Genomic DNA, 24741 nt, shown 5'->3' on the forward strand with positions numbered 1-24741 from the left:
CGAGGGAGAGAAATGCATGGCAGATCCCATCATCGGGCGTCGCTCGCTCGGCGCGCTCGCCGGCGCGCTCGCGGCCGGCGCCGCCATCCCGGCCCAGGCCCAGCGCGGCTATGACCGCGGCGCCGCCCCCGCCCGCTACCCTGATGCCGATATCGTCGCCATCGACCCGAAGCGCTTCACGGCGAAGCTCGGCAACACCACCATCCGCCGCCTGGGCACCGGCTATTCCTGGGCCGAAGGCCCCGCCTGGCACGCCACCGGCCGCTTCCTCATCTGGTCCGACATCCCGAACGACGAATGCCTCCGCCTCGTCGAGGAGGACCACTCCGTCCATCGCCGCTTCCGCAGCCCGTCGGGCTTCTCCAACGGCAACACCTTCGACCGCGAGGGGCGGCAGATCGCCTTCCGCCACTTCCACCGCGACGTGCTGCGCTACGAGGCGGACGGCTCGACGACGGTGCTCGCGGCGCGCGGCCCGGATGGCGCCTTCAACGCGCCGAACGATGGCGTGGTCCACCCGGAGGATGGCGCGATCTGGTTCACCGACCCGGGCTATGGCGCGCTGATGAACTACGAGGGACAGCGCGTCCCCGAATCCGCCAACAGCCCCCGTCCCTTCATCAAGGAGGCCATCTACCGCATCGATGCACAGACCGGCCAGGTGGCGAAGGTGGCCGACCAGCCCTTCAAGCCGAACGGCCTCTGCTTTTCGCCGGACTACCGCCGCCTCTACGTCGCCGACAGCGGCCAGTCGCATTACGAGGCGGCGAAGAACATCATCTGGATGTTCGACGTGGACGGGCCGCGCCTGACCAACCCGCGCACCTTCTGCGACATGGAATTGAACGGCAAGTCGGGCTTCGGCGACGGCCTACGCTGCGACGAGCAGGGCAATGTCTGGGTCGGCGCCGGCTGGGTCGGCGACGGCTATGACGGGGTGCATGTCTTCGCCCCCGACGGCCAGCGGATCGGGCAGATCAGGCTGCCGGAGATCTGCGCCAACCTCTGCTTCGGCGGCGCGCGCCGGAACCACCTGTATATGACGGCGAGCCAGTCGCTCTACATGGTGCCGGTCGAGACGCGCGGGGCGCATTTCTGCTGAAAAGCTTGCAGGGGCCCTGCCCCTGCACCCCGCCGGGGGGGAAGCTTTCCCCCCAGACCCCGCCATTGGTTCAGACGCGCTCCAGGCACATCGCAACGCCCATGCCGCCGCCGATGCAGAGCGTCGCCAGGCCGCGCTTCGCCTCGCGCCGCTGCATCTCGAAGAGCAGCGTGTTCAGCACGCGCGCGCCCGATGCGCCGATCGGATGGCCGAGGGCGATGGCGCCGCCGTTGACGTTCACCTTCGAGGTGTCCCAGCCGAGATCCTTGTTCACCGCGCAGGCCTGCGCCGCGAAGGCCTCGTTCGCCTCGATCAGGTCGAGCGTCGAGATGTCCCAGCCCGCCTTCTGCAGCGCCTTGCGGCTCGACGGGATCGGGCCGGTGCCCATGATCGAGGGATCGACGCCCGCCGTCGCCCAGGAGGCGATGCGCGCCAGCGGCGTGATCCCGCGCTTGCGGGCCTCCTCGGCCGACATCACCACCAGCGCCGCGGCGCCGTCGTTGATGCCGCTGGCGTTGCCCGCCGTCACCGTGCCGTCCTTGCTGAAGGCCGGGCGCAGCTTCTGCAGCACCTCAAGCGTGGTCTCCGGCTTCGGGTACTCGTCGTCGGAGATCGTCACCTCGCCCTTGCGGGTCTTCACCGTCACCGGGGCGATCTCGTCGCGGAAGCGCCCGGCCTTCATCGCCTCGCCCGCCTTGCGCTGCGAGGCGGCGGCGAACTCGTCCTGCTGCTCGCGGGTGATCTGGTACTTCTGCGCGACGTTCTCGGCCGTCGTGCCCATGTGGTAACCGTGGAAGGCATCCCACAGCCCGTCCTTGATCATGGTGTCGACGAGCTGCAGGTCGCCCATCTTCTGCCCGGCGCGGAGCTGCTGGGCATGCGGCGCCTGGGTCATGCTCTCCTGCCCGCCGGCGACGACGATGCTGGCATCGCCCGTCGCGATCTGCTGGGCGGCGAGCGCCACGGCACGGAGGCCGGAGCCGCAGAGCTGGTTGATGCCGAAGGCCGTCCGCTCGACCGGGATGCCGGCGGCGACGGCGGCCTGCCGCGCCGGGTTCTGGCCCGCGCCCGCGGTCAGGATCTGGCCGAGGATGACCTCGTCCACCTCCTCCGGCCGCACGCCGGCCCGCTCCATCGCCGCCTTCAGGGCGATGGTGCCAAGCGCATGCGCCGGCAGGCTGGCGAAGGCCCCGGAGAAACTGCCGACCGGCGTGCGCGCCGCGGCGGCAATGACGATATCGGTCATATCTGGCTTCCCTAACCCGTTTTGTGCAATCCGGCGCAGTCTGAACCCACACCGGCCCTGGCTACAAGCCGAGCCCCGAGAGCCAGCGCCGCAGCGGCTGCCACAGCGCCTCCTCGGCCCCCTGCCCGGCCACCATGCCGATATGGCCGGCCGCCGCCCCATGCACCAGGGCCCCCGGCAGCGCCCCGGCCAGCGCCATGGCCGAGGCCGGCGGCACGATCCGGTCGCGCGACGGAATGGCGAGGAAGCTGGGCATGGCGAGCCGTCGCGGCTCCACCGCCTCGCCGGCGATGCGCCATTCGCCCCGCGCCGGCGCATTCGCGCCGTACCATTGGCCAAGCACCTCCCGCGCCACCGGCGCGGCCAGCGCGATGCCGTCGTTCAGCCAGTCTTCCAGCGCGACGAAACGCCGGGCTCGCGGGCTCTCCGGGTCGAGCGCCGCGAAGCCGCGGTACTTCCCGGCAACGGCGAAGGGGTCCAGCGCGGCGAAGAGCGCCTGGAGCGCATCGACCGGCAGGGCGCCCGTCGCCGCCAGCAATGGCTCCAGCCCTGGCAGCAGCGCGCCGAGCGAGCGTGCCCGGCCCGCATCCTCCGCCCAGAAATCCCACGGCGTCGCCAGCAGGCCGAGCGCCCGCACCCGCTCCGGCTGGCGCTGGGCTGCGGCCATCGCCAGCAGCCCGCCCATGCAGTAGCCGATCAGCACCACCGGCCCCCCGGCCGAGGCCAGCGCCCGCTCCAGCCGCCCGGCGACGTAGTCGGTGAGGCCGAAGGGCCGCTCGATGGGGCCGGGCTCGCCCCAGTCAAGCAGCAGCACCCTGAGCCCCTGTCCCGCCAGGAAGCGGAGCATGGAGGCCTCCGGCATGAGGTCGAGGATATCCGCCCGGTTCACCAGCGAGGGCACGACGAGGACCGTCGGCCCCTCGCCGCCATAGTCGAGCAGCCGGCTGCCACCCTCGGCCCAGGGCACCGGCAGCGCCGACGCCTCCCGCCGCCATGGATGCCGGCGATAGGCGCGGATGCCGGCGAGCAACGCCGCATCCTCGCGGTCGAGGGCCTGCCAGACGGCGCGGGCGAAGGCCTCAGGCGGGTGGCCGCCGGCGGCGAGCCGGCCGGCGAGGCTCTCCAGCCCCGGCCTCGAGCGCGGCCACCCTGGCTTCAAGCTCGGCGATCCGGGCAAGGAGGCCAGCGGCAGCGCCGTCATCGCCAGCCACCGCCGCATCCCGAGCAGGCCGAGATGCAGCGGCAGCGGTCGCGGCCCCCGTCTCACGCGCTGCCCCCCCAGGCCATCCGCCCAGCATCAGTCGCCACGCCGCCACCATGTCGGCATCCGCGGCGAGCGCCGTGACCTCCTCCTGCCAAAGTCCAATCCACTCCTCCGCCAGCCGGTCGAGCCCGCCCTCTTTCGCCATGCCGCACCCCCACGCGCGATTGTGTGCGACGCAAAAACCCGCTTCCGCGCGGGCCGTTGCGCCGTGCTACGGTGGCCGGCCTTTCACGCAAGAGCCGCATCGGAAACGTCATGGCCGACAGCACCGCCCGCGCCGAACCAGCGCCCGAGCTTCCCGCCGCCCCTCCGGTAGTGGTGAAGAAATATGCCAACCGCCGCCTCTACAACACGGAGTCCTCAAGCTACGTCACCCTGGAAGACCTCGCCGGAATGGTCCGTCAGGGCCGCGACTTCGTGGTCTACGACGCCAAATCGGGCGAGGAGATCACCCGCTCCGTCCTTACCCAGATCATCGTCGAGGAGGAGTCCAAGGGCCGGAACCTGCTGCCCGAGGGCTTCCTCCGTCACCTGATCGGCTTTTACGGCGACAGCCTGCAGACCGTGCTGCCCCGCTACCTCGACGTGGCGATGAACGGCTTCGCCCGCCAGCAGTCGCAGATGCGCCGCTCCATGGAGCAGGCGATGGGCGGCTTCATGCCCTTCCCCAGCATTGAGGAAGTCAGCAAGCAGAACATGGCGATGATGGAGCGGGCGATGAGCCTTTTCGCGCCCTTCCGCCCGACCGATGCGCCGCACGGCACCGGCCAGCCCTCGGGGCACGCTCCCGCCGGTCAAACCATTGAATCCTTGACGGCCGAGATCGAATCCCTGCGCCATCAACTGGCTGAACTGCAACGCGGCAAGACGGACTCCTCGCGCTCCGGGTGAATCGGGACCGTTCTGCCTCCATCACGCGTTCGTCACGCGCTGCGGTGGAACGGGGACCATCCCACGGCATTGCCCAAGGTGAGACAACCACGGGCTCCGAGGGATACAATATGCCAGCCAGCACCGAGACCGATACGCCGCGCCCCGCCGCCGCCAAGATGGGTCAGCGGGCCAATGCGGCGGATCGCCATGTCGGCGCCCGGATCCGGGAGAGGCGGGTGATGATGGGCCTCTCCCAGCAGCAACTCGCCCGGATGATCGGGGTTACCTACCAGCAAGCTCACAAGTATGAGCGCGGCCTGAACCGCATCTCCGCCGGCCGCCTGTTTGAGATCGCCCAGGTGCTGAACGTTGCCGTCTCCTGGTTCTTCGAGGGGCTGGCCGATGAGAGCGAGCCGAGCGAGATCTCCCCGCGTCAGCGCATGTGCCTGGAATTGGCCCGTAATTTCGCGTTGATCGACAATGAGAAGCACCAGGAGGCGCTGAGCCAGATGGCCCGGGCCCTGGCTGCCCAGAGTTTGGCCGAGAACCCGGAGCGCGAGTTGGCCGTTGAGCCGGAGGAGCGCCACTGAGGCGCCTTCTCTCCGGCTTGAGGTAGCTTGCTGATCGTGTCGAGGCGTCCGCCTGCCCCCCCGCTCCTGCGTCCGCAGAAGCGCAATACCTGGATGGCCCCGGCTGGCTTGGTGCTGGCCCTGGCCGGGCTGGCGGGCGGCGTCACGCTTGGCCTCGGCCTGCGGGCGCCGCCGCACCCCGCCGCACCCGTGGCGAGCCTCGCGCCGGCTCCCCAGCCAGTCCCTGCCCCGGCGGCTCCAGCCCCAGCCCCTGCCTCGGCAGCCGATGCCGCCGCCCTCCGGGCCGGGGTCGCCGCCGAGCAGGCCAGGCTCGACAGCCTGCGCCAGGCCCGCGCCTCGGCCGAAGCGGAGCTGGCAACGCTGCGTCAGAGTCGCGCATCGGCCGAGGCCGAGCTGGCGACCCTGCGTCAGGCCCGCACCGCCGCCGAGGCGGAACTTGCCACGCTCCGCCGCGACCTCGCCGCTGGCAGGCGCGAGCTGGCGGCCAACCAGCCGCCCACGCCCCAGCCGCTCGCCCCACCACCCCGGCCACTCCGCCTGCCGGAGACGGCGGCCGCCGCGCCCGGCCAGCCGCGCGTCTATATCCATCTCCGCGCCGGCTCGGTGGCCGCCGCCAGTGCCGCGTCCGAGCTGGCACCGCAGCTCCGCGAGGCCGGTTTCGACCTCGGGGAGCCGCGCGTCGTCACCGCCACCCCCTCGCAGCGCGTCGTCCGCTACTTCCATGGCGAGGATGCCCCGGCCGCCGCCCGCCTCGCCGGCCGCCTCGGGCGCGGCTGGGCGATCCAGGATTTCCGCAATTTCGAGCCGGCGCCGAGCACCGGGACGCTGGAGATCTGGCTACCCGACCGGTAGCGGCCCATCCTGCCGGACGCCGAGCCGCCCCGACCATCGCGCCAGGACAGCCATGAACCCCGACACCCGCCGCAAGCTCACCGAGGTCAGCACCGCGACCCTCACCACCGTGCTGTTCAAGCACGGCTTCCGGAACCTGTTCCTGCAAGGGCCGCGGCTGGTGAATCCGGCGGCGCCGCGCCTCGTCGGCCCCGCCTACACGCTGCGCTACATCCCGGCACGGGAGGATCTCGACACGCTCGACGCCTTCCTCGACCCCGGCCACCCGCAGCGCAAGGGTGTCGAGGAATGCCCGCCCGGCAGCGTCTTCGTCATCGACAGCCGCGGCGATCCGAGGGCGGCCAGTGCCGGCGGCATCCTGCTCACCCGGCTGATGACGCGCGGCGTCGCCGGTGCCGTCACCGATGGCGGCTTCCGCGACACGCCGGAGATCGCGGAGATGCCCTGGCCGGTCTACCACGCCGCGCCAAGCGCCCCGACCAACCTGATCCGCCACCACGCCGTCGACCTCAACCTGCCGATCGCCTGCGGCGAGGTGCCGGTCTATCCCGGCGACATCATGGTGGGCGATGGCGAGGGCGTGGTCTGCATCCCCGCGCATCTGGCCGACCAGGTGGCCGACGAGGCCCATGAGCAGACGGTCGGCGAGGACTTCGTGCAGGAGCGCGTCGCCGCAGGCCACACCATCCGCGGCCTCTACCCGATGACCGACCCGAAGAACCGGGAGCTCTTCGCTGCCTGGCGGAAGAAGCGGGGGCGTTAGAACCGTCCTGGCCTGACCGGACACCCAATCTCCAGTGGACGGGAAAGCCTCGCTCCTCCCTCCGCTGAAGATGCCGCGCGATGGGCCGGTCCTGTCGCGCAGTGCTCCGCAAGGCCTTGGCCCCGAACCTGGCGGATGCCTCCGGCCAAGCACCGTGCCGGCCCGGAGTTGGCCGGGCCGGTACGTCATGCAGGGTGGGCAAGTGGATGGTGCGGAGGTGCTACAGGTACCATTGGCCGGTCGCTTCGAAATTCGCCGTCACCCGCGCGGCGAGGGCATTCCAGTCGGTGACCGAAGGCCCTTCCAGCCCGTTGTCCAGGAGCGTGAGTACCACTGAACCACGGCCGCGGGCGGATGCGGTATCGAAGCTGGAACTCAGGGCGTTGCTGCTGACGAAGGAGCCGCCGGCACCGCCGCTGCCGCCGACATCATCGACCGCCGAGCCACCGCCGCCGTCGTAGCCACCACCACCCCCACCGCCGCCAAGGTAGCCGCCGCCGCCTGCGACCACCGGCAGGTCATCCGGCCCAGCCACGAAGGAGGCGCCGCAGCCTGCTGGCCCAATGGTGGCGCGGGAGTTCGAACCCTGGGCAGCCACGGCGATGACGAGTATCTCTTTTCGATCTGACATTGACGATGAACCGGCGGGCCTGCAGGTGACGCCTCGTGGCGCCCACGGCCCGAACTTTCCCGAGCCTTCCGTGTTCGCCCTTGCCTGCGCTGACTGCCGGAGGCACCAATGGCCTGTAGGTTCCACACTCCAACCCGGCGGGGCCCTGACCGAGCCGGCACGCCTTGAGCGGCGCGAGCTTCCCGGCCTCCCTCGCCCGCCTGCTCCCCCGCGCCATGGACTGGCGCATCCCCCTCGCCCTCGCCGCCACCTATGCGAGCTTCGGCTCCGGCCCGGCCGGGGCGCGGGCTGCGCTCGACACGCTGCCGCCGCTGCTCCTGGTCGGCATTCGCGGGTTTGTGGCGGGTGCGGTGCTGTTCCTCTGGTCGCGTGCCTCCGGCGCCCCCCGCGCCACCCGCCGCCACTGGCTGGCCGCGCTCGGGATTGGCCTGCTGATCCTTGCCTTCGGCGCCGGGGGCGGCACCTTCGGCCAGAAGACCGTGCCCTCCGGCATTGCCGGGGTGATGTCCGCCCTGCTGCCGATCGTCGCCGCCTGCCTCGGCTACCTGCTCTTCCGCGAGCGCCCGGCCCGCCGTGCCCTGATCGGCCTGGTGATCGGCGTCGCGGGCCTCGGGCTGCTGCTCCGGCCCGGGGCCGATCTCGATCTCTTCGGCGTCTCGCTGCTGGTCGCCAGCCAGTGCGCCTGGGCGCTCGGCGCGGTGCTGGCGCCGCGCGCCGGCCTACCGGACGACCCGCGCCTGGCGGCCGGGATGGAGCTGCTCTGTGGCGGCGCCGTCCTTCTGGCGGCCGCCGGCCTGATGGGGGATGTCACCGGGCTCGACTGGCACGCCGTCTCGACGCAATCCTGGCTCGGCCTCGGCTGGCTGATCCTCACCGCCGTGGTCGGCTTCACGGCCTTCGGCTTTCTCGCCGCCAATGTGACGCCCTCGGTGGCGACGACCTTCTCCTATGTGAACCCGGTGGTGGCCCTGGGGCTCGGCTGGCTGCTCTTCGCCGAACCCCTTACCTGGCAGGCGATGCTGGCCACGGCCATCGTCGTCGTCGGCGTCTGCCTGATCGTCTCCTCGAAATCGGAGACGCAGACGACGACGCGGCACCCGATGACTTCGGGCCATGGCCATCGTCGCTTCATCGTCAGCACGCCTCCGTCCGCGGAAGGCCAGGCGCCGGCCCCGACCGGCCGAGGCGGATGACCGAAGCCGGGCCGTGGCCGCTGCGCTCAGCCCCGGCGCAGCCCGTCCGCCACCAGCGTCGCGCCGGCCACCGCGAGCAGGATGCAGAGGCCGGGCCAGACCGCCTGCATCGGCGCCGAGAAGACCATCTCCTGCGCGTTGGACAGCATGTTGCCCCAGGAGGGCGCCGGCGGCTGGATGCCGAGGCCCAGGAAGCTCAGCGTGCTCTCGGCGAGGATCGCCCCGGCGACGGCCAGGGCGGCCGCGACGCCGATGGGGCCGGCGATGTTGGGCAGCACGTGGCGGACCAGCACCCGCGCCTCGCTGGCGCCCGAGACGCGGGCGGCCGCCACATAGTCGAGCGAGAGCTGGGTCAAGGCCGCCGCCCGCGCCAGCCGCGCCGTGCCGACCCAGCCGAAGGCGACCAGGATCAGCACGATGCGGAGGATGTCGGAGGTGGCCTCGCCTCGCGGCAGGCCGAAGCGCCCGGTATCGACGGCGGCCAGCACGACGAGCAGCGGCAGCGCCGGCAGGGCCAGCAGCCCGTCCGCCAGCCGCATCAGCACGGCATCGGCCCAGCCGCCGCACCAAGCGGCGAGCAGCCCGACGGCGGTGCCGAGCCCCGTCGCGCCGATCGCCACCGCGAGGCCGACGCTGAGCGAGACGCGGGCGCCGTGCAGCAGGCGAAGCAGCAGGTCGCGGCCCAGCTCGTCGGTGCCGAGGGGATGCGCGGCGGAGGCCTCGCCGTAGCGGGCGAGCAGGTCGGGCGCGAAGGGATCGGCGCCGAGCCAGGACTGCATCCAGCCCGCTCCCGCCGCCCCGAGCCCGAGCAGGACGAGCAGCGCCAGCCCCAACGCCAGCCGCATCAGCCGGCCAGCCGCGGGTCGATGAGGCGCTGGACGATGTCGGCCGCGAGCGTCGCGAGCATCGTCACCAGCGCCGCCAGCAGCAGGGCGAGCAGCGCCAGGTTGTAGTCGTTGCCCATGATGCTGTCATAGATCAGCTTGCCCATGCCGGGGCGGGCGAAGATCGTCTCCGTCACCAGCGCGCCGGAGACGAGGCTGCCGGCATCGAGGGCGGCGACCGTCACCACCGGGATCGCGGCATTGGGGAAGGCATGGCCCCAGACCACCTGCCGCTCGGGCAGCCCCTTCATCCGTGCCGTGCGGATATAGGGCTGCGCCATCTCCTGCCGCATGGCCGCGAAGCTGTGGCGCGCATAGGCGGCGATGTTGACGAAGGCGAGGGTCGCCACCGGCAGCAGGAGGAAGCGCGCCGCCTCGGCGAGGCTGCCGCCCTCCCCCATGCCCCCCGCCGGCAGCCAGCCGAGTTCGACCGCAAAGAGGATGACGAGCAGGATGCCGAGCCAGAAGCCGGGGATGGATTGCGCCAGCAGCGCCAGCCCGTCGGCCAGCCAGCCAAGGCCAGGCCGTGCCGCACCCAGCGCGCCGAGCCCGATGCCGAGCCCGGCCGAGAGCAGCAGCGCCCAGCCGAGCAGCACCAGGGTGGAGCGCAGCGCCGGCCAGAGGACCGCCGTCGCCGGCAGCGCATAGAGGCGGGAGAAGCCGAACTCGCCCCGCAACACCGCGCCCGCCCAGGCGAGGTAGCGTTCGGCGAGCGGGCGGTCGAGCCCGTGCAGCGCGCGCAGCCGCGCCGCGTCAGCGGCCGTGAGGCGCGGGTCGGCCGCCATGGCAAGGTCGAGCGGGTCGCCCGGCATCAGCCCCATCGCCAGCCAGACCAGCGCCGAGAGGATGGCAAGCACAACCCCGATCTGCACCAGCCTGCCGGCGATGAGGCGCAGCATGCCAACCCCTTGTCAGCCTGGTGCAATGGCCCTGCCGCGTGCCCTCCTGCGGCCTTGCCGCGGAAGGCGGGGCGGCTCCCGGGAATTACCCGCCGCGGGTTTCCTTGATCGCGGCCTTCGCCGCATTGACCATCAGGCCGACCTCGTTGCCGCCGACGGTGACGAGCTTGAAGCCCATGTCGATCATCTTCTTCGCGTATTTCGGCGAGGAATTGTGCAGCCCCGCCGCGATGCCGCGCTTCGAGGTCTCCTTGATGAGGCGCTCGTAGATCTTCAGGATCTCCGGCTCCTCGCGGTCGAGGATCGCCGGCATGCCGAGCGACAGGCCGAGATCGGAGGGGCCGACATAGATCGCGTCGATCCCCGGCACGTCGAGGATGGCCTCGAGGTTGTCGAGCGCCGTCTGCGTCTCGATCATCGGGATGACGAGGATCTCGTCATTGGCGGTCTTCTGGTAGCCGCCCGCCTCGCCGTAGACGCCGGCGCGGATCGGGCCGTTGCTGCGCGTCCCCTTCGGCGGGTACTTGGAGTACTGGACGAGCTGGCGCGCCTCGGCCTCGGTGTTCACCATCGGGCAGATGACGCCGTAGGCGCCGGCATCCAGCACCTTGCCGATGATGCCCGGCTCGTTCCACGGCACCCGCACCATCGGCGTGACGCCCGAGGGCTGCATTCCCTGGAAGCAGGCGACGCAGGAGAGGTAGTCCTGCACGCCGTGCTGCATGTCGACGGTCACGCTGTCCCAGCCGGCCTGGCTGTACATCTCGGCGCTGAAGGCGTTGGGAATGGCGAGCCAGCCATTCACCACGGCCTTGCCGGCCTGCCATGCTGCCTTGACCTTGTTGGGCATTCGCTTTCCCCCTTGGGAGTCCATAATCGGGAGGGCGACGCTAGGCGCAGGGCCGGGGGCCGTCAACGCGAGGCCGTCGCCGGATGCACCCCGAGGAGGCACGGCCTGCCGCTGGCACCCCGGCCCTGGACGCCGTCCGCCCGCGGCTGCACCCTGGGCCGCATGCAGGAATGGATCGTCGCTTCCGAAACCGGCCGCCTGACCGATGTGCTTGTCTGCGCGCCGGACTACTATCGCTGGCTGCCGACCAACAGCATCGCCCGCCGGACGCTGGCCGGCGGCGGCGAGGCCGACCTCCAGGGCCTGCAATCCCAGCACCGCGAACTGGTCGCGGCGCTGGAGCAGGGCGGCGCCACCGTCCATCACCTGCCGCCCGAGCCGCACCTGCCCTACATGGCCTACACCCGCGACAGCGTGGTGGTGACGCATCGCGGCCCCGTCCTCTGCCAGCTGGAGCGGCCGCAGCGCCGCGGCGAGTATGCCGGGCTGATCGACTGGCATGGCGGGCGCTTCTGGCGGAAATCCTCGGCCGGGACGCTGGAGGGGGGCGATGTCCACATCCTCCGCCCCGGCCTCGCCCTGATCGGCGCCAGCGGCGGCCGCACCGACCTCGACGGGGCGGAACAGCTTGCCGGCTGGCTTCGCGCCGAGGGCTGTGAGGTCCGCATCCAGCCCTTCGACGAGCATTTCCTGCATCTCGACGTGCTGTTCTGCCTGGCCGCACCCGGCCTCGCCGTCGCCTGCCTCGACGTGCTGCCGGAGGATTTCGTTGCATGGCTGGTGGAGTACGGCATCGCCTGCCTGCCCGTCCCCTATCGCGCCGCGATGCGGCTCGGCTGCAACATCCTTTCCCTCGGCGAGGGCCGCGTGATATCCGCGGCCGAAAGCCAGGACCTCAATGCCGCGCTCCGGGCGGAGGGGCTGACCGTTCTCGATCCCGCCCTCTCGCTCTTCACTGCCGGGGGCGGCGGCCCGCATTGCTTGACCTGCCCGCTCGCGCGGGAGGAGGAAACCCAGTGAACACCATCGCTTCCCGCCCCGTGGATGCCGTCATCGCCGGCATCCGCGCCCTGATCGGGGACCGCCTCTCCACCGCCCAGGCGATCCGCGAGCAGCACAGCCGCGGCGAAGACCAGACGCCGCCGACCCTGCCGGATGCCGTCGCCTATGTGGAGACGACGGAGGAGGTCAGCCGCATCCTGGCGCTCTGCAACCAGCATGGCGTGCCGCTCGTCGCCTTCGGCGCCGGCACCAGCCTCGAGGGGCATGTCAACCCGGTGCGGCGCGGCATCTCGCTCGACCTGTCACGCATGACCAACATCCTCGAGGTGAATGCCGAGGACATGGATTGCCTGATCGAGCCCGGCGTCACCCGCCATCAGCTCAACGACTTCCTGCGCGACCAGGGCATGTTCTTCCCGGTCGATCCGGGCAGCCACTGCACCATCGGCGGCATGTGCGCGACGCGGGCCAGCGGCACCGCCGCCGTGCGCTACGGCACCATCCGCGAGAACGTGCTCGGCCTCGAAGTGGTGCTGGCCGATGGCCGGGTCATCCAGACCGGCGGCCGCGCCCGCAAGGCGGCGAACGGCTACGACCTGACCCGGCTATTCATCGGCTCGGAAGGGACGCTCGGCGTCATCACGAGGATCAGGCTTCGCCTGCACGGCATCCCGGAGGCGATGTCGGCCGCGGTCTGCCAGTTCCCCGACCTGAAATCGGCGGTCGAGACGACCATCGCCACCATGCAGGCCGGCATCCCTGTCGCCCGGATCGAGCTGCTCGACGCCGACCAGATGCAGGCCTGCATCGCCTATTCGAAGCTCGAGGGCTACCGCGCCACGCCGACCCTCTTCCTCGAATTCCACGGCAGCCCGGCGGCGGTGCAGGAGCAGGCGGAGACGGTGGAGGCCATCGCCACCGAGATGGGCGGCGAAGGCTTCGCCTGGGCGACCGATGCCGAAGCGCGCAACCGGCTGTGGAAGGCGCGGCACGACGCCTATTGGGCGGCCGTCGCGCTGATCCCCGGCTACCGCGCCATCACCACCGATGTCTGCGTGCCCATCTCGCGCCTCGCCGAGGCGATCCTCGGCGCCAAGGCGGATGCGGTGGCGGCGGGGGCCACCACCTGCATCGTCGGCCATGTCGGCGACGGCAATTTCCACCAGGTCATCCTCTACGACCCGAACGACCCGCAGGGCCATGAGAAGGCCTGGGAGATCGACCGCAGGATCGTGGCGCGCGGCCTGGCGCTCGGCGGCACCTGCTCCGGCGAGCATGGCGTGGGCCTCGGCAAGCGCGAATTCCTCGAGCAGGAGCATGGGCCGGAGGCGCTGGCGCTGATGCGCGGCATCAAGACGGGCTTCGACCCCAAGGGCATCCTCAACCCGGGCAAGATGTTCCGGAACTAGGCTTCGAATCCAAGGGGAAGGAAACGTGCCGCCAATCCGCGGCCCCGCAGTGCCGATCCTGGCGCTGACGCTCGGCCATGTCTTCTCCAACGCCGTGCGCACGCTGCCGGCGCTGGCCGCCGACGTGCTGCAACGCGACCTCGGCCTCTCGCCCGACGGCCTCGCCGCCGTCACCGGAGCCTTCGCGCTGACCTTTGCCCTGTGCATGGTGCCGGTCGGGGTGGGGCTCGACCGCTTCGGCGTCCGCCGCACCGCGCTCACCGTGCTGGCGATCGCCGGCGCCGGGGCGCTGCTCGCCGCCATGGCGACGACGGCGGGTGGGATGCTCTTCGCTCAGATCGTCCTCGGCATCGGCTGCTCGGGGATGCTGATGGGGCCGATGACCTTCGCCGCCCGCGGCGTGCCGCCGGCGCGCTTCGCCCTCTGGTCCGGCATCATCCTCACCGTCGGCAATACGGGGATGCTGCTCTCCGGCAGTCCGCTCGCCTGGCTGGTGGATGCGCATGGCTGGCGGGCCGGCTTCCTCGCCACGGCCGGGCTTGCGGCGCTGGCGATGCTCGCCGTGGCACTGACCGTGCACCACCCGCCCCCGGAGCGCGGCGGGCGCCGCTCGCTGCTGCAGGATGCCGGCGAGGTCGTCGCCATCGCCGCCTCGCCCGTGCTCCGGCCGTTGATGGTCTTCGCTTTCGCCAGCCTGGCCGTGGTGCTCGGGCTGCGCGGCCTCTGGGGCGGGCCCTGGCTGATGGAGGTGAAGGGCCTCACCCGCGTGGAGGCCGGGCACGTTCTCTCGCTCTTCGCCCTGGCCCTCACCATCGCCCCGGCCATTTGCGGTTGGGCGGAGCGGCGGATCGGCCGGCCGGTGCTGATGCTGGCGGCCAGCCACTACGCCGTGGCCGGGCTCATCCTCGCGCTGCTGGCCGGGCGCGGCCTGCCGACGGCCTGGGACGCGGCGATCTTCGCGCTGATCGGCGCGGTGATCTCGGTGCAGTCGGTGGTCTTCGGGCAGGTCCGCGCCGCGGTGCCGCCGGAGCGGGCGGGGCGGGCGCTCTCGGCGGTGAACATCGCCTTCTTCGGCGGGGCGGCGGTGATGCAGGCGGTCTCCGGCCTCGCCGCCGCCTGGGCCGGGGTGGGCGCGGCGCTGGCCAGCTTCGCCGTCGCGCTGATCCTCTGCACGAGCGGCTTCCTCCTGCTGCGCCGGAAAACCTAGTTTCAGGGCCCCATCCCCATGGGCCTTCCCTCGCCCTCGACGACACGCCGGGGGCGCTTGCCGCCGAAGGTGCCGGCTTGCACCGCCGCCATGGCCTTGCCAGCCATCATCCAGCCGAGCCGCTCCTGGCCGAGGCAGCGCGGCTGCAGCCCCGGATGCTGGCCATCGACGCCCCGGGGACGGCCAGCCCGCGCACCCGGCTGCACCATTCCGCCACCCGGTGGCGGCTGGCGCGGGGCGCCCTGCCCCGTGCTCGCGCAGCATGGAGGCCACCCCTCCCGCATCCGTGATGATTCCGCATCAGGTTGCAGATCATCACATTCCGTCACAAGCGGCTCGCCTCGCCACCGATGATGCCGGCCAGGGCGAAAGGCGCGGCGGCCTTGCCGGATCGGGGGACGGATTGCCGTTACAGTTCGGACAGCTTGCTCCCGCGCGGATGACCGCTATTTGAGGAATCCATCTGGTCCCGGGGGGGATGCCCTGGTATCGCCAGCCGCTCCGATCCGGATGACCTGCATGATGCGTCGCCTCCCCGCCGCTCTCCTGCTCACCATGCTCGCCCTGCCCGCTGCGGCCCAGTTCGGGCCACAGGGCCCGCCGGCCGTCGGCGTGATGCCGGCGAACCGCCAGCCGGTGACTGAGAGCACCGAGTTCACCGGCCGCATCGAGGCGGTGAACCGCGTCGAGATCCGCGCCCGCGTCACCGGCTTCCTCCAAGAGCGTGCCTTCACCGAGGGCCAGGAGGTGAAGGCCGGCGAAGTGCTGTTCCGCATCGAGAAGCCGCCCTTCGAGGCGCAGCTGGAGCAGGCGCGGGCCAATGTCGCCTCGGCCCAGGCGACGCTCGAGAATGCCCGCGTGGCGCTGGCCCGTGCGCGGGAGCTGCAGCAGACCGGCGCCGGCACCCGCGTCGCGCTCGACAATGCCCAGGCGCAGGAGCGGACGGCGAATGCCCAGTTGCTTGGCGCCCAGGCGGCGGTGCGCGTCGCCGACATCAGCCTCGGCTATACCGACATCCTCTCGCCGATCGACGGCAAGATCGGCCGTGCCAGCCTGACGCCCGGCAACGTCGTCACGCCGACCCTGACCGACCCGCTGGCCGTCGTCGTCAGCCAGGACCCGATGCGCGTGGTCTTTACCGTGAGCTCCCGCACGGCGGGCGAGCTCCAGGCGCGCTACGAGAGCCGCGGCGGGGTCAATGCCGTCGTGGTCCGCGTCCGGCTGAGCGACGGGCGGCCCTATCCGCAGGCTGGGCGCATCGAGTTCATCGATACCCAGGTCGACCGCAACACGGACAGCCTGCTGATCCGCGCACTGATCCCGAACCCCCGCCGTGCCGGCGTCCAGGCCGGCAGCCCCGGCGACCGGGAGCTGATCGACGGGCAGTTCGTCACCGTCGCGGTCGAGGGTGTCGAGCCGGTGCAGGCCATCGTCCTGCCGCGCGCCGCCGTGCTGCAGGACCAGGGCGGCAACTATGTCCTCGTCGTCGACAACGAGAAGAAGGCGCAGCGCCGCCCGGTCCGCCTCGGACGCACCATCCGCGACCAGGTGGTGATCGAGGACGGGCTCCAGGGCGGCGAGCAGGTCATCAGCGACGGGCTGCAGCGGGTGCGGCCGGGCCAGGAGGTGAATGCGGGCCCGGCGGGCGCGCCACCACCCGGGGCCCGGCCGCCCGGTGCGCCTGCCGCTGGCGGCCGGCCGGGCTGACGCGTCATGATCTCCAGCGTCTTCGTCGACCGCCCCCGGCTGGCGATCGTCATCGCCATCGTCATCACCCTCGCCGGCCTGCTGGCCCTGCTGCGGATTCCCGTGGCGCAGTTCCCGGACATCGTCCCGCCCCAGGTCTCGGTGAACGCGACCTATCCGGGCGCCTCGGCCGCCGTCATCGAGTCGACCGTCGCGCAGATCGTCGAAAGCGCCGTCAACGGCGTCGAGAACATGATCTACATGCGCTCGAACAGCGCCAATGACGGCACCTACCAGCTTTCGGTCAGCTTCGCGCTCGGGTCCAACCCGGACATCAACACCGTCAACGTCAACAACCGCATCCAGGCGAACATCGCCCGATTGCCGCAGGAGGTGCAGCGGGCCGGGCTCATCGTGCGCAAGCAGTCCTCCTCGGTGCTGCAGTTCGTCGCGCTGACCTCGGCCAACCCGGAGCACACGCCGCTCTTCCTCTCGAACTACCTCACCATCAACATGGTCGACCGCATGTCCCGCGTGCCGGGCGTCGGCCAGGTGAACATCTTCGGTGCGCAGAACTATTCCATGCGCGTCTGGTTCGAGATCGACCGGCTGACCAGCCTTAACCTGACGCCGCAGGACCTGATCGCGGCGATCCAGAGCCAGAACATCCAGGCCGCGGTCGGCCGTATCGGCGCCCAGCCGATCCCCGACACGCAGCAATTCCAGATGAACATCCAGACGCTCGGGCGGCTGATCACGCCGGAGCAGTTCAGCGACATCATCATCCGTGCCAATCCGGACGGCTCGGTGCTGCGGGTCCGCGACGTGGCGCGTGTCGAACTCGGCGCGCAGAGCATGGACACGGTGAGCCGGCTGAACGCCCAGCCCGCCGTCACCGTCGGCGTCTACCTCTCGCCCGGCGCCAATGCCGTGACCGTCTCCAACGCCATGAAGCGCACGCTGGAGGAGATGTCGACCCGCTTCCCCGAGGGGATGCGGCAGCAGGTGCTCTACGACAGCTCCACCTTCGTCGTGGACACGATCGAGGAGGTGATCCACACACTGATCGAGGCCTTCGTCCTCGTCGTCATCGTGGTCTACCTCTTCCTCGGCTCGTTCCGGGCAACGATCATCCCGACCATCGCGGTGCCGGTGAGCCTGATCGGCGCCTTCGCCATCCTGCTCGCCATCGGCTACAGCGCCAATACCGTCTCCCTGCTTGCCATGGTGCTGGCCATCGGCATCGTCGTCGACGACGCGATCGTCGTCGTCGAGAACGTCGAGCGGGTGATGGAGGAGCACCCGGACTGGACGCCCAACCGGGCGGTGAAGCAGGCCATGGCCGAGATCACCGCGCCGATCATCGCCATCACCCTGGTGCTGCTTTCGGTCTTCGTGCCCATCGCCTTCATCCCCGGCCTCTCGGGCGTGCTGTTCCGGCAGTTCGCGGTGACGATCTCGGCGGCGATGGTGATCTCGGCGATCAATGCCCTCACCCTCTCGCCGGCGCTCTGCGTGCTCTTCCTGCGCCATACCGGGCCGAAGCGAGGGCCGATCAAGTATGTGCTGCGGGGGATCGACAAGGTCCGCGACGGCTACGCCGCCATCGTCAGGCGGATCGTCCGGCTCTCGGTCGTCTCGCTGGTGCTGACGGCGGCCATCGCCTTCGGCATCTTCACCATCGGCTCGAAGACGCCGCAGGGCTTCCTGCCGCAGGAGGACCAGGGGACCTTCTTCGTGCAGGTCTCGCTGCCGCAGGCGGCATCCCTCTCCCGCACCCGGGCCACCGTGGAGCAGGTCGAGGGCATCCTGAAGGGCATCCCGGCGGTCGAGAACGTGCTGGCGATCGTCGGCTTCTCGCTGATCGACCAGGGCGCACAGTCCAACTCCGCCTTCATCGTGGCGCGGCTGAAGCCCTTCGACCAGCGGACCGATCCGGCGGACTCCGTCTTCGCCTCCATCGGGCGCGTCTTCGGCGCCGGGGCCAATGTGCGGACGGCGACGGTCGTCGCCTTCAACCTGCCGCCGATCATCGGCCTCGGCACCGGCGGCGGCTTCGAGTACCAGCTGCAGGACCTCCAGGGGCGCGACCCGGCGGAGCTCGGCAGCGCCATGCTCGGCCTCGTCATCGCGGCGAACCAGGACCCGCGGCTGCAACAGGTCTTCTCGACCTTCTCGGCGGCCACGCCCTCGCTCTTCCTCGACGTGGACCGGGACAAGGCGCAGGCGCTCGGCATCCCGATCTCCAACATCTTCTCGGCACTGCAGGCCTCGCTCGGCGGGTTCTACGTCAACGACTTCAACCTGTTCGGCCGCACCTGGCAGGTGAACATCCAGGCCGAGGCGCAGGACCGCGACGACATCGACGATATCTGGCGCATCCGGGTGCGCAACACGCGCGGCGACATGGTGCCGCTGCGCGCCTTCGCCGATGTGCGGATCGTGGTCGGGCCGCAGACCATCAGCCGCTACAACAACTACCGCGCGGTGCTGGTGAACGGCGCGCCGAAGCCCGGCATCTCCTCGGGCGATGCGCTGAACGCGATGGAGGAGCTGTCGCGGCGGGTGCTGCCGGCGGGCTACGGCTATGAATGGACCGGCACGGCCTATCAGGAGCGGCTGGCGGCGGGGCAGACCATCTACGTGGTCGCGCTGGCCATCCTCTTCGCCTATCTGTTCCTCGTCGCGCTCTACGAGAGTTGGACCATCCCCGTGCCGGTGCTGCTGTCGGTCGCGGTGGGCGGCCTCGGCTCCTTCCTCGCCATCCAGATTGCCGGGCTCAGCCTCGACGTCTATGCGCAGATCGGCCTCGTCGTGCTGATCGCGCTGGCGGCGAAGAACGGCATCCTCATCATCGAATTCGCCAAGGATGCGCGGGAGCGCGGCATGTCGATCCGCGATGCGGCGATCGAGGGCTCCCGCCTCCGGTTCCGCGCGGTGATGATGACCTCGATCGCCTTCGTCCTCGGCCTCGTGCCGCTGGTGACGGCCTCGGGCGCGGCCATGCTCTCCCGCCGCGCGGTCGGCACGCCGGTCTTCGGCGGAATGCTGGCGGCCTCCATCGTCGGGATCTTCATGATCCCGATGCTCTATGTCGTCTTCCAGGCGACGCGGGAGCGGGTGAAGGGCTGGATGGGCGTCCGCCCGGTGGAGCCGGCCTCGGTCGGGCCGGGCCAGTCGCCGCAGCCGGCGCCGGACAAGACGGACAGCACCCGCCGTTGAGCCGCATCCTCCTCGCCACCACCGGCTCGCTCGGGGACCTCTTTCCCTATCTGGCGGTGGCGGCGGGGCTGGAGCGGCGGGGCCATCAGGTCACCCTCGCCACGGCCGAGGGGTATCGCGGGCGGGTCGAGGCGGCTGGCCTCGGCTTCGCTCCGATGCGCCCGAGCATGCCGGAGGGCGCGCCGGACCTCGAGGCCTTCGCCCGGGCGATGGACCCGCGGACCGGGCCGGAATTCGTCTGGCGGAGCCTCGTCGTCGAGCCGATCCGCGAGGCTTATGCCGACCTGATGACGGCTTCGGAGGGGGCGGACCTCATCCTCGCCAGCCCGGTCGCCGCTGCGGCGCCGATGGTGGCGGAGCGGCGGGGCATTCCTTGGGCGCCGGCCTATCTGCAGCCTTTCACCCTGTTCTCCACAAGCGACCCCGGCATCCCGGGCGGCTACGACTGGCTCTGGCGTGCGGAGTGGCTGCGGCGTCTGGCAGGGCCGGCGATCCGCGCCGTTGCCCGATGGACGGTCCGGCGCTGGTCGCGCGAGGTCGCGGCCTTCCGAGCGGAGCTCGGACTGGCACGGGCGGCAGACCCGATCCTCAACGCGGCGCAGGCGCCGGCCCTCGCCCTCGCCCTTTTCTCGCCGCTGCTGATGCGGGCCGAGCCGGAGCCGACCGGCTTTCCCTTCTGGGACGAGCCGGCGGCGATGCCGCGGGAGCTGGCCCGCTTCCTGGCCGCCGGGCCGCCGCCGCTGGTCTTCACCCTCGGCTCGGCGGCGATCTACACGCCCGGCCGCTTCTTCGCCGAAAGCCTGGAGGCGGCGCGGCGCCTGGGCCAGCGGGCAGTGCTGCTGACCGGGACGGAGGCGAATCGCGCGGCGCTCGGCCCCCTCCCCCCTGGGGTGCTGGCAATGGACTACCTGCCGCATGCGGCGCTCTTCCCGGCGGCCTCGGCCATCATCCACCAGGGCGGCATCGGCACCGCGGCGCAGGCGATGCGGGCCGGGCGGCCGATGCTGGTGGTGCCCTTCAGCCATGACCAGCCGGACAATGCGGCGCGGCTGGCGCGGCTTGGCATTGCCGCCAGCCTGCCGGCCGGGCGCTACACGGCGGACGGCGCGGCCCGTGCGCTCTCCCCGCTGCTGGAGGACCCGGAGGTGGAGGCCCGCGCCGGGTCCATCGGCCGGACGGTCCGGGCGGAGGACGGGGTCGGTGCCGCCTGCGACCGGGTGGAGGCCGCGCTCCGCGCGCGGTGATTTCACGCCGACCCCCCTTCCCGTTCCCCCCTTCCTCCGCAGATGATGGGGGAGAAATCGAACGGGAGGGGTATCCCCATGGCCAAATTCGGTCTGAGCCAGCCGGTGCGACGCATCGAGGATCCGCGCCTGCTGGTCGGCGGCGGCCGCTATACCGACGACATCGCCATGCCGGGCGTCGCTCATGGCATGGTGCTGCGCAGCCCGCATGCGGCGGCGAAGATCCTGTCGATCGACACCTCCGCAGCGCTCGCCGTGCCGGGCGTGCTGGCCGTCATCACCGGCAAGGACTGGGAGGAGGAGGGCCTCGGCGAGATTCCCTGCGTCATCCCGCTGAAGAACCGCGACGGGAGCGAGCGCCTCAACACCCCGCGCGGGGCGCTGGCGACGGACCGGGTGCGGCATGTCGGCGATGCGGTCGCCTTCGTCGTCGCCGAGACGCATGAGGCGGCGCGGGACGGGGCCGAGGCGATCATGGTCGACTACGACCTACTGCCGGCCGCGACCGAACTCGCCTCCGCCTACAAGCCCGGCGCCCCCCTGGTTTGGGACGAGGTGCCGAACAACACCGTCTTCGACTGGGAGACGGGCGACAAGGCGAAGGCCGAGGCGCTCGTCGCGCAGGCGGCGCATGTGACGAAGCTGACGGTCGTCAACAACCGCGTCATCGTCAACAGCCTTGAGGTCCGCGCCGCGACCGCCGAATACGACGCGGCCAATGAGAAGTTCACCCTGTTCTGCGGCACCCAGGGCAGCTGGCTGGTGAAGAACCTGCTGGCCGAAAGCGTCTTCCACCTGCCGCCGGAGAAGTTCCGCGTGGTGACGCCCGATGTCGGCGGCGGCTTCGGCATGAAGCTCTACCTGTACGGCGAGTATGCGCTGGTCTGCATGGCGGCGCGCCGCCTCGGCCGGCCGGTGAAGTGGACCAGCGAGCGGACGGAGGCCTTCCAGTCCGACACGCAGGGCCGCGACAACATCACCGAGGCGGAGCTGGCGCTCGACAAGGACGGCAAGTTCCTCGCGCTGCGCACCACCAACTACGCGGGGATGGGCGCCTACCTCTCGACCTTCGCGCCGATGATCCCGACCGGCGCGGGCACCAAGGTGCTGGCCAGCGTCTATAATTTCCAGGCGATCCACGCCCATGTCATCGGCGTGCTGACGAACACCGTCCCGGTCGATGCCTATCGCGGCGCCGGGCGGCCAGAGAGCAATTACGTCGTCGAGCGGCTGATCGATGCCGCGGCGCGCGAGATGGGCATCGACCGCATCGAGTTGCGGAAGCGCAACATGGTGCCGGCGAGCGCCATGCCCTATGTCACGGCCGTCGGCCAGCGCTACGACAGCGGCGAATTCGGTGCGGTGCTGGATGCGGCGCTGAGGAATGCCGACTGGGCCGGCTTCGCCGCGCGCCGCAAGGCTTCCGAGGCGAAGGGCCGGCGGCGCGGCATCGGCGTCGCCTACTATCTTGAGGCGACGGGCGGCGGGCCGACGGAGCGGGCCGAGGTGCGCTTTGCCGCCGACGGCATGGTGGATGTGCTGGTCGGCACGCAGAGCACCGGCCAGGGGCACGAGACGGCCTATGCCATGCTGACGAGCCATGAACTCGGCATCCCGATGGAGAAGATCCGCATCGTCCAGGGCGATTCGGATGAGATCCCGACGGGTGGCGGCACCGGCGGCGCGCGCAGCCTCTATTCCGAGGGCCAGGCCATCCTGCTCACCGCCGCGACGGTGATCGAGAAGGGCAAGCAGGCGGCTTCCGAGCATCTGGAAGCCTCGGTGGCGGATATCGAGTTCACCACGACCGGCGGCCGCTTCTCGGTGGTCGGCACGGATCGCGGCGTCGATATCCTCTCGCTTGCCAACATCCAGCGGGAGCGGGCGGCGCGGGGCGAGTCCGCGACGCTGCTCGACGCGGCGGAGGTAGCCGAGATCAAGTCTCACACCTTCCCCAATGGCTGCCACATCGCCGAGGTGGAGGTCGATCCGGATACGGGGCTGATCGAGGTGCCGCGCTATGTGGTGGTCGACGATGTCGGGCATGCCATCAACCCGATGATCGTGCGCGGCCAGGTGCATGGCGGCGTGGCGCAGGGCATCGGCCAGGCGGTGCATGAGCGCACGGCCTACGACCCGGAGAGCGGCCAGCTGCTCTCGGCCTCCTTCATGGACTACGCCCTGCCGCGGGCGGAGGACCTGCCGGATATCGAGGTGGAGTTCCTCTCGGTGCCTTGCGAGACCAACCCGCTCGGCGTCAAGGGCGCCGGCGAGGCGGGGGCGGTCGGCTCGCCGCCGGCGTTGATGAATGCGCTGGTCGACGCGCTCTCGACCATGGGCGTCACCCATGTCGACATGCCGGCGACGCCGGAGAGCGTGTGGAAGGCGATCCACCTGGCGAAAGCCGCCTAGGCTTCCCCTTCCCGGCGGGCACGGTTCCGCCGGGGAGTCGCCCATCATGGGGCGTCAATGCTAAGGAAAGGGGCCTGGCCTAGTATGGGGCCCCTTTCTGGAGAATCACGGTCCATGCGTCTCGACGCCATCGCCATCGGCAAGAACCCACCCGAGGACATCAACGTGGTGGTGGAGGTCGCCATCGGCGGCGAGCCGATCAAATACGAGATGGACAAGGAGGCCGGCACGCTGGTCGTGGACCGCTTCCTCTACACGCCGATGCGGTATCCGGGGAATTATGGCTTCGTCCCGCATACGCTGAGCGACGACGGCGACCCGATCGACGTGCTGATCGCCAATACCCGCCCGATCGTGCCGGGCGCCGTCATCAACGTGCGTCCGGTCGGCGTCCTCAAGATGGAGGATGATGGCGGCGTCGACGAGAAGATCATCGCCGTTCCCTCCACCAAGCTGACGCGGCGCTACGAGAAGGTCGTCAGCTATGCCGACCTGCCGCAGATCACGCTCGACCAGATCAAGCATTTCTTTGAGCACTACAAGGATCTCGAGCCCGGCAAGTGGGTCAAGATCACCGGCTGGGGTGACGCCACCGAGGCGAAGCAGTTGATCCAGGAGGCCATCGAGCGCGCCAAGGCGGCGAAGTGAGCGCCGGCACCGCTCTCGTCGTCAGCGCCCATTCGGCGGATTTCGTCTGGCGCGCGGGCGGTGCCATCGCCCTCCATGCGGAACGGGGCTGGCAGGTGACGGTCGTCTGCCTCTCCTTCGGCGAACGGGGCGAGAGCGCCAAGCTCTGGCGCCAGCCCGACATGACGATGGAGCGCGTCAAGGCGGAGCGCCGGGGCGAGGCGGAGCGCGCCGCCGCGGCACTCGGCGTGCACGACCTGCAAATCTGGGATCTCGGCGACTATCCGCTGACGCTCACGCAGGAGAGCCTCTTTCGCCTCGCCGGTCTCTACCGGGCCCTCCGCCCCCGTTTCGTGCTGACGCACAGCAAGGCAGACCCCTACAACCACGACCATCCGGCGACGACCGACTTCGCCCAGCATGCCCGCATCATCGCCCAGGCACATGGGCATGAGCCGGGCGTGCCGGTGATCGGCGCGCCGCCGGTCTACCTGTTCGAGCCGCATCAGCCGGAGCAGTGCGCCTGGGCGCCCGACATGCTGCTCGACATCACGCCGGTCTGGGAGCGGAAGCTCGCCGCCATCCGCTGCATGGCGGGGCAGGAGCATCTCTGGGACTACTACACTCGCGTCGCGCTCCAGCGCGGCGCCCAGGCGGCGCGGAATTCCGAGCGTGCCGTGACCTATGGGGAGGGCTACCAGTCCGTCTTCCCGCATGTGGTGGAGAGCCTGGCCTGACCCTGCCGCCTGCTTCCCCGCCGACTGGCGCCGACCCCGAGGCGCCGC

At 70.9% G+C, this 24741-nt stretch carries 22 protein-coding genes; 15 read left to right on the plus strand and 7 right to left on the minus strand.

The window, feature by feature from the left end:
- The first annotated feature begins 16 nt into the window (after positions 1–16).
- Positions 17–1102 (plus strand): SMP-30/gluconolactonase/LRE family protein, encoded by a 1086-nt coding sequence (locus JMJ56_RS15340; RefSeq protein WP_202832626.1) that lies wholly within the window; start codon positions 17–19, stop codon positions 1100–1102.
- Between the two features lie 70 nt (positions 1103–1172).
- Here the strand turns inward: JMJ56_RS15340 and JMJ56_RS15345 are convergent, their stop codons facing one another.
- The gene (locus JMJ56_RS15345) at positions 1173–2348 is read right to left on the minus strand and encodes an acetyl-CoA C-acetyltransferase (RefSeq protein ID WP_043364651.1); all 1176 of its coding nucleotides are present in this window, start codon (positions 2346–2348) and stop codon (positions 1173–1175) included.
- Between the two features lie 61 nt (positions 2349–2409).
- The gene (locus JMJ56_RS15350) at positions 2410–3615 is read right to left on the minus strand and encodes an alpha/beta fold hydrolase (RefSeq protein ID WP_328702390.1); all 1206 of its coding nucleotides are present in this window, start codon (positions 3613–3615) and stop codon (positions 2410–2412) included.
- Positions 3616–3867: 252 nt separating this feature from the next.
- Here JMJ56_RS15350 and phaR point away from each other — a divergent pair, with 252 nt between their 5' ends.
- From phaR to JMJ56_RS15370, 4 genes are all read left to right on the plus strand, one after another.
- Complete coding sequence (gene phaR, locus JMJ56_RS15355; RefSeq protein WP_202832627.1) at positions 3868–4503, plus strand: polyhydroxyalkanoate synthesis repressor PhaR; 636 nt, start codon at positions 3868–3870, stop codon at positions 4501–4503.
- Positions 4504–4613: 110 nt separating this feature from the next.
- Complete coding sequence (locus JMJ56_RS15360; protein WP_407927917.1) at positions 4614–5075, plus strand: helix-turn-helix domain-containing protein; 462 nt, start codon at positions 4614–4616, stop codon at positions 5073–5075.
- Positions 5076–5168: 93 nt separating this feature from the next.
- The gene (locus JMJ56_RS15365) at positions 5169–5927 is read left to right on the plus strand and encodes a hypothetical protein (protein ID WP_202832628.1); all 759 of its coding nucleotides are present in this window, start codon (positions 5169–5171) and stop codon (positions 5925–5927) included.
- 52 nt (positions 5928–5979) lie between these two features.
- Positions 5980–6690, plus strand: a complete 711-nt coding sequence (locus JMJ56_RS15370) for a ribonuclease activity regulator RraA (protein WP_202832629.1) — start codon at positions 5980–5982, stop codon at positions 6688–6690.
- Between the two features lie 220 nt (positions 6691–6910).
- Here the strand turns inward: JMJ56_RS15370 and JMJ56_RS15375 are convergent, their stop codons facing one another.
- On the minus strand, positions 6911–7321 hold the full coding sequence (locus JMJ56_RS15375; protein WP_202832630.1) for a hypothetical protein: 411 nt from the start codon (positions 7319–7321) through the stop codon (positions 6911–6913).
- A 164-nt stretch (positions 7322–7485) separates the two neighbouring features.
- On the opposite strand from JMJ56_RS15375, the gene JMJ56_RS15380 reads away from it, so the two are divergent.
- Positions 7486–8514 (plus strand): EamA family transporter, encoded by a 1029-nt coding sequence (locus JMJ56_RS15380; protein WP_202832631.1) that lies wholly within the window; start codon positions 7486–7488, stop codon positions 8512–8514.
- Positions 8515–8540: 26 nt separating this feature from the next.
- On the opposite strand, the gene JMJ56_RS15385 is transcribed toward JMJ56_RS15380, so the two are convergent.
- The 3 genes from JMJ56_RS15385 to JMJ56_RS15395 form a co-directional block, all read right to left on the minus strand.
- Complete coding sequence (locus tag JMJ56_RS15385; protein WP_328702391.1) at positions 8541–9359, minus strand: ABC transporter permease; 819 nt, start codon at positions 9357–9359, stop codon at positions 8541–8543.
- Positions 9359–10297, minus strand: a complete 939-nt coding sequence (locus JMJ56_RS15390) for an ABC transporter permease (RefSeq protein ID WP_202832632.1) — start codon at positions 10295–10297, stop codon at positions 9359–9361. The genes JMJ56_RS15385 and JMJ56_RS15390 overlap by 1 nt, the downstream gene beginning before the upstream one ends.
- Before the next feature lie 85 nt (positions 10298–10382).
- Entirely contained in the window at positions 10383–11147 is a 765-nt protein-coding gene (locus JMJ56_RS15395) for an HpcH/HpaI aldolase family protein (RefSeq protein ID WP_202832633.1), read from the minus strand.
- Positions 11148–11309: 162 nt separating this feature from the next.
- Between JMJ56_RS15395 and JMJ56_RS15400 the strand changes: the two genes are divergently transcribed.
- Genes JMJ56_RS15400 through JMJ56_RS15410 form a run of 3 tightly spaced genes read left to right on the plus strand, consistent with a single transcriptional unit; the run spans position 11310 to position 14765 of the window.
- Positions 11310–12167: a dimethylarginine dimethylaminohydrolase family protein gene (locus JMJ56_RS15400; protein ID WP_202832634.1), complete on the plus strand. Its 858-nt coding sequence runs from the start codon at positions 11310–11312 to the stop codon at positions 12165–12167.
- Positions 12164–13558 (plus strand): FAD-binding oxidoreductase, encoded by a 1395-nt coding sequence (locus JMJ56_RS15405; RefSeq protein ID WP_328702392.1) that lies wholly within the window; start codon positions 12164–12166, stop codon positions 13556–13558. The genes JMJ56_RS15400 and JMJ56_RS15405 overlap by 4 nt, the downstream gene beginning before the upstream one ends.
- A gap of 25 nt (positions 13559–13583) precedes the next feature.
- A complete protein-coding gene (locus JMJ56_RS15410) occupies positions 13584–14765 on the plus strand; it encodes an MFS transporter (protein WP_202832635.1) in 1182 nt (393 codons plus the stop codon).
- A 2-nt stretch (positions 14766–14767) separates the two neighbouring features.
- On the opposite strand, the gene JMJ56_RS15415 is transcribed toward JMJ56_RS15410, so the two are convergent.
- Complete coding sequence (locus tag JMJ56_RS15415) at positions 14768–14974, minus strand: hypothetical protein (RefSeq protein ID WP_202832636.1); 207 nt, start codon at positions 14972–14974, stop codon at positions 14768–14770.
- A 310-nt stretch (positions 14975–15284) separates the two neighbouring features.
- On the opposite strand from JMJ56_RS15415, the gene JMJ56_RS15420 reads away from it, so the two are divergent.
- The 6 genes from JMJ56_RS15420 to JMJ56_RS15445 all read left to right on the plus strand — a co-directional run bounded on the left by JMJ56_RS15420 (position 15285) and on the right by JMJ56_RS15445 (position 24693).
- Complete coding sequence (locus JMJ56_RS15420) at positions 15285–16472, plus strand: efflux RND transporter periplasmic adaptor subunit (protein ID WP_202832637.1); 1188 nt, start codon at positions 15285–15287, stop codon at positions 16470–16472.
- Between the two features lie 6 nt (positions 16473–16478).
- Entirely contained in the window at positions 16479–19673 is a 3195-nt protein-coding gene (locus JMJ56_RS15425; protein WP_202832638.1) for an efflux RND transporter permease subunit, read from the plus strand.
- On the plus strand, positions 19670–20917 hold the full coding sequence (locus tag JMJ56_RS15430; RefSeq protein ID WP_202832639.1) for a glycosyltransferase: 1248 nt from the start codon (positions 19670–19672) through the stop codon (positions 20915–20917). Before JMJ56_RS15425 ends, JMJ56_RS15430 begins: the two co-directional genes overlap by 4 nt.
- A 78-nt stretch (positions 20918–20995) precedes the next feature.
- Positions 20996–23329, plus strand: a complete 2334-nt coding sequence (locus JMJ56_RS15435) for a xanthine dehydrogenase family protein molybdopterin-binding subunit (protein ID WP_202832640.1) — start codon at positions 20996–20998, stop codon at positions 23327–23329.
- Positions 23330–23443: 114 nt separating this feature from the next.
- The gene (gene ppa, locus JMJ56_RS15440; RefSeq protein WP_202832641.1) at positions 23444–23977 is read left to right on the plus strand and encodes an inorganic diphosphatase; all 534 of its coding nucleotides are present in this window, start codon (positions 23444–23446) and stop codon (positions 23975–23977) included.
- Entirely contained in the window at positions 23974–24693 is a 720-nt protein-coding gene (locus JMJ56_RS15445; RefSeq protein ID WP_202832642.1) for a PIG-L deacetylase family protein, read from the plus strand. The genes ppa and JMJ56_RS15445 overlap by 4 nt, the downstream gene beginning before the upstream one ends.
- Positions 24694–24741 lie beyond the last annotated feature (48 nt).

The sequence above is a fragment of the Belnapia arida genome, from assembly GCF_016773205.1.
Lineage (GTDB): Bacteria > Pseudomonadota > Alphaproteobacteria > Acetobacterales > Acetobacteraceae > Belnapia > Belnapia arida.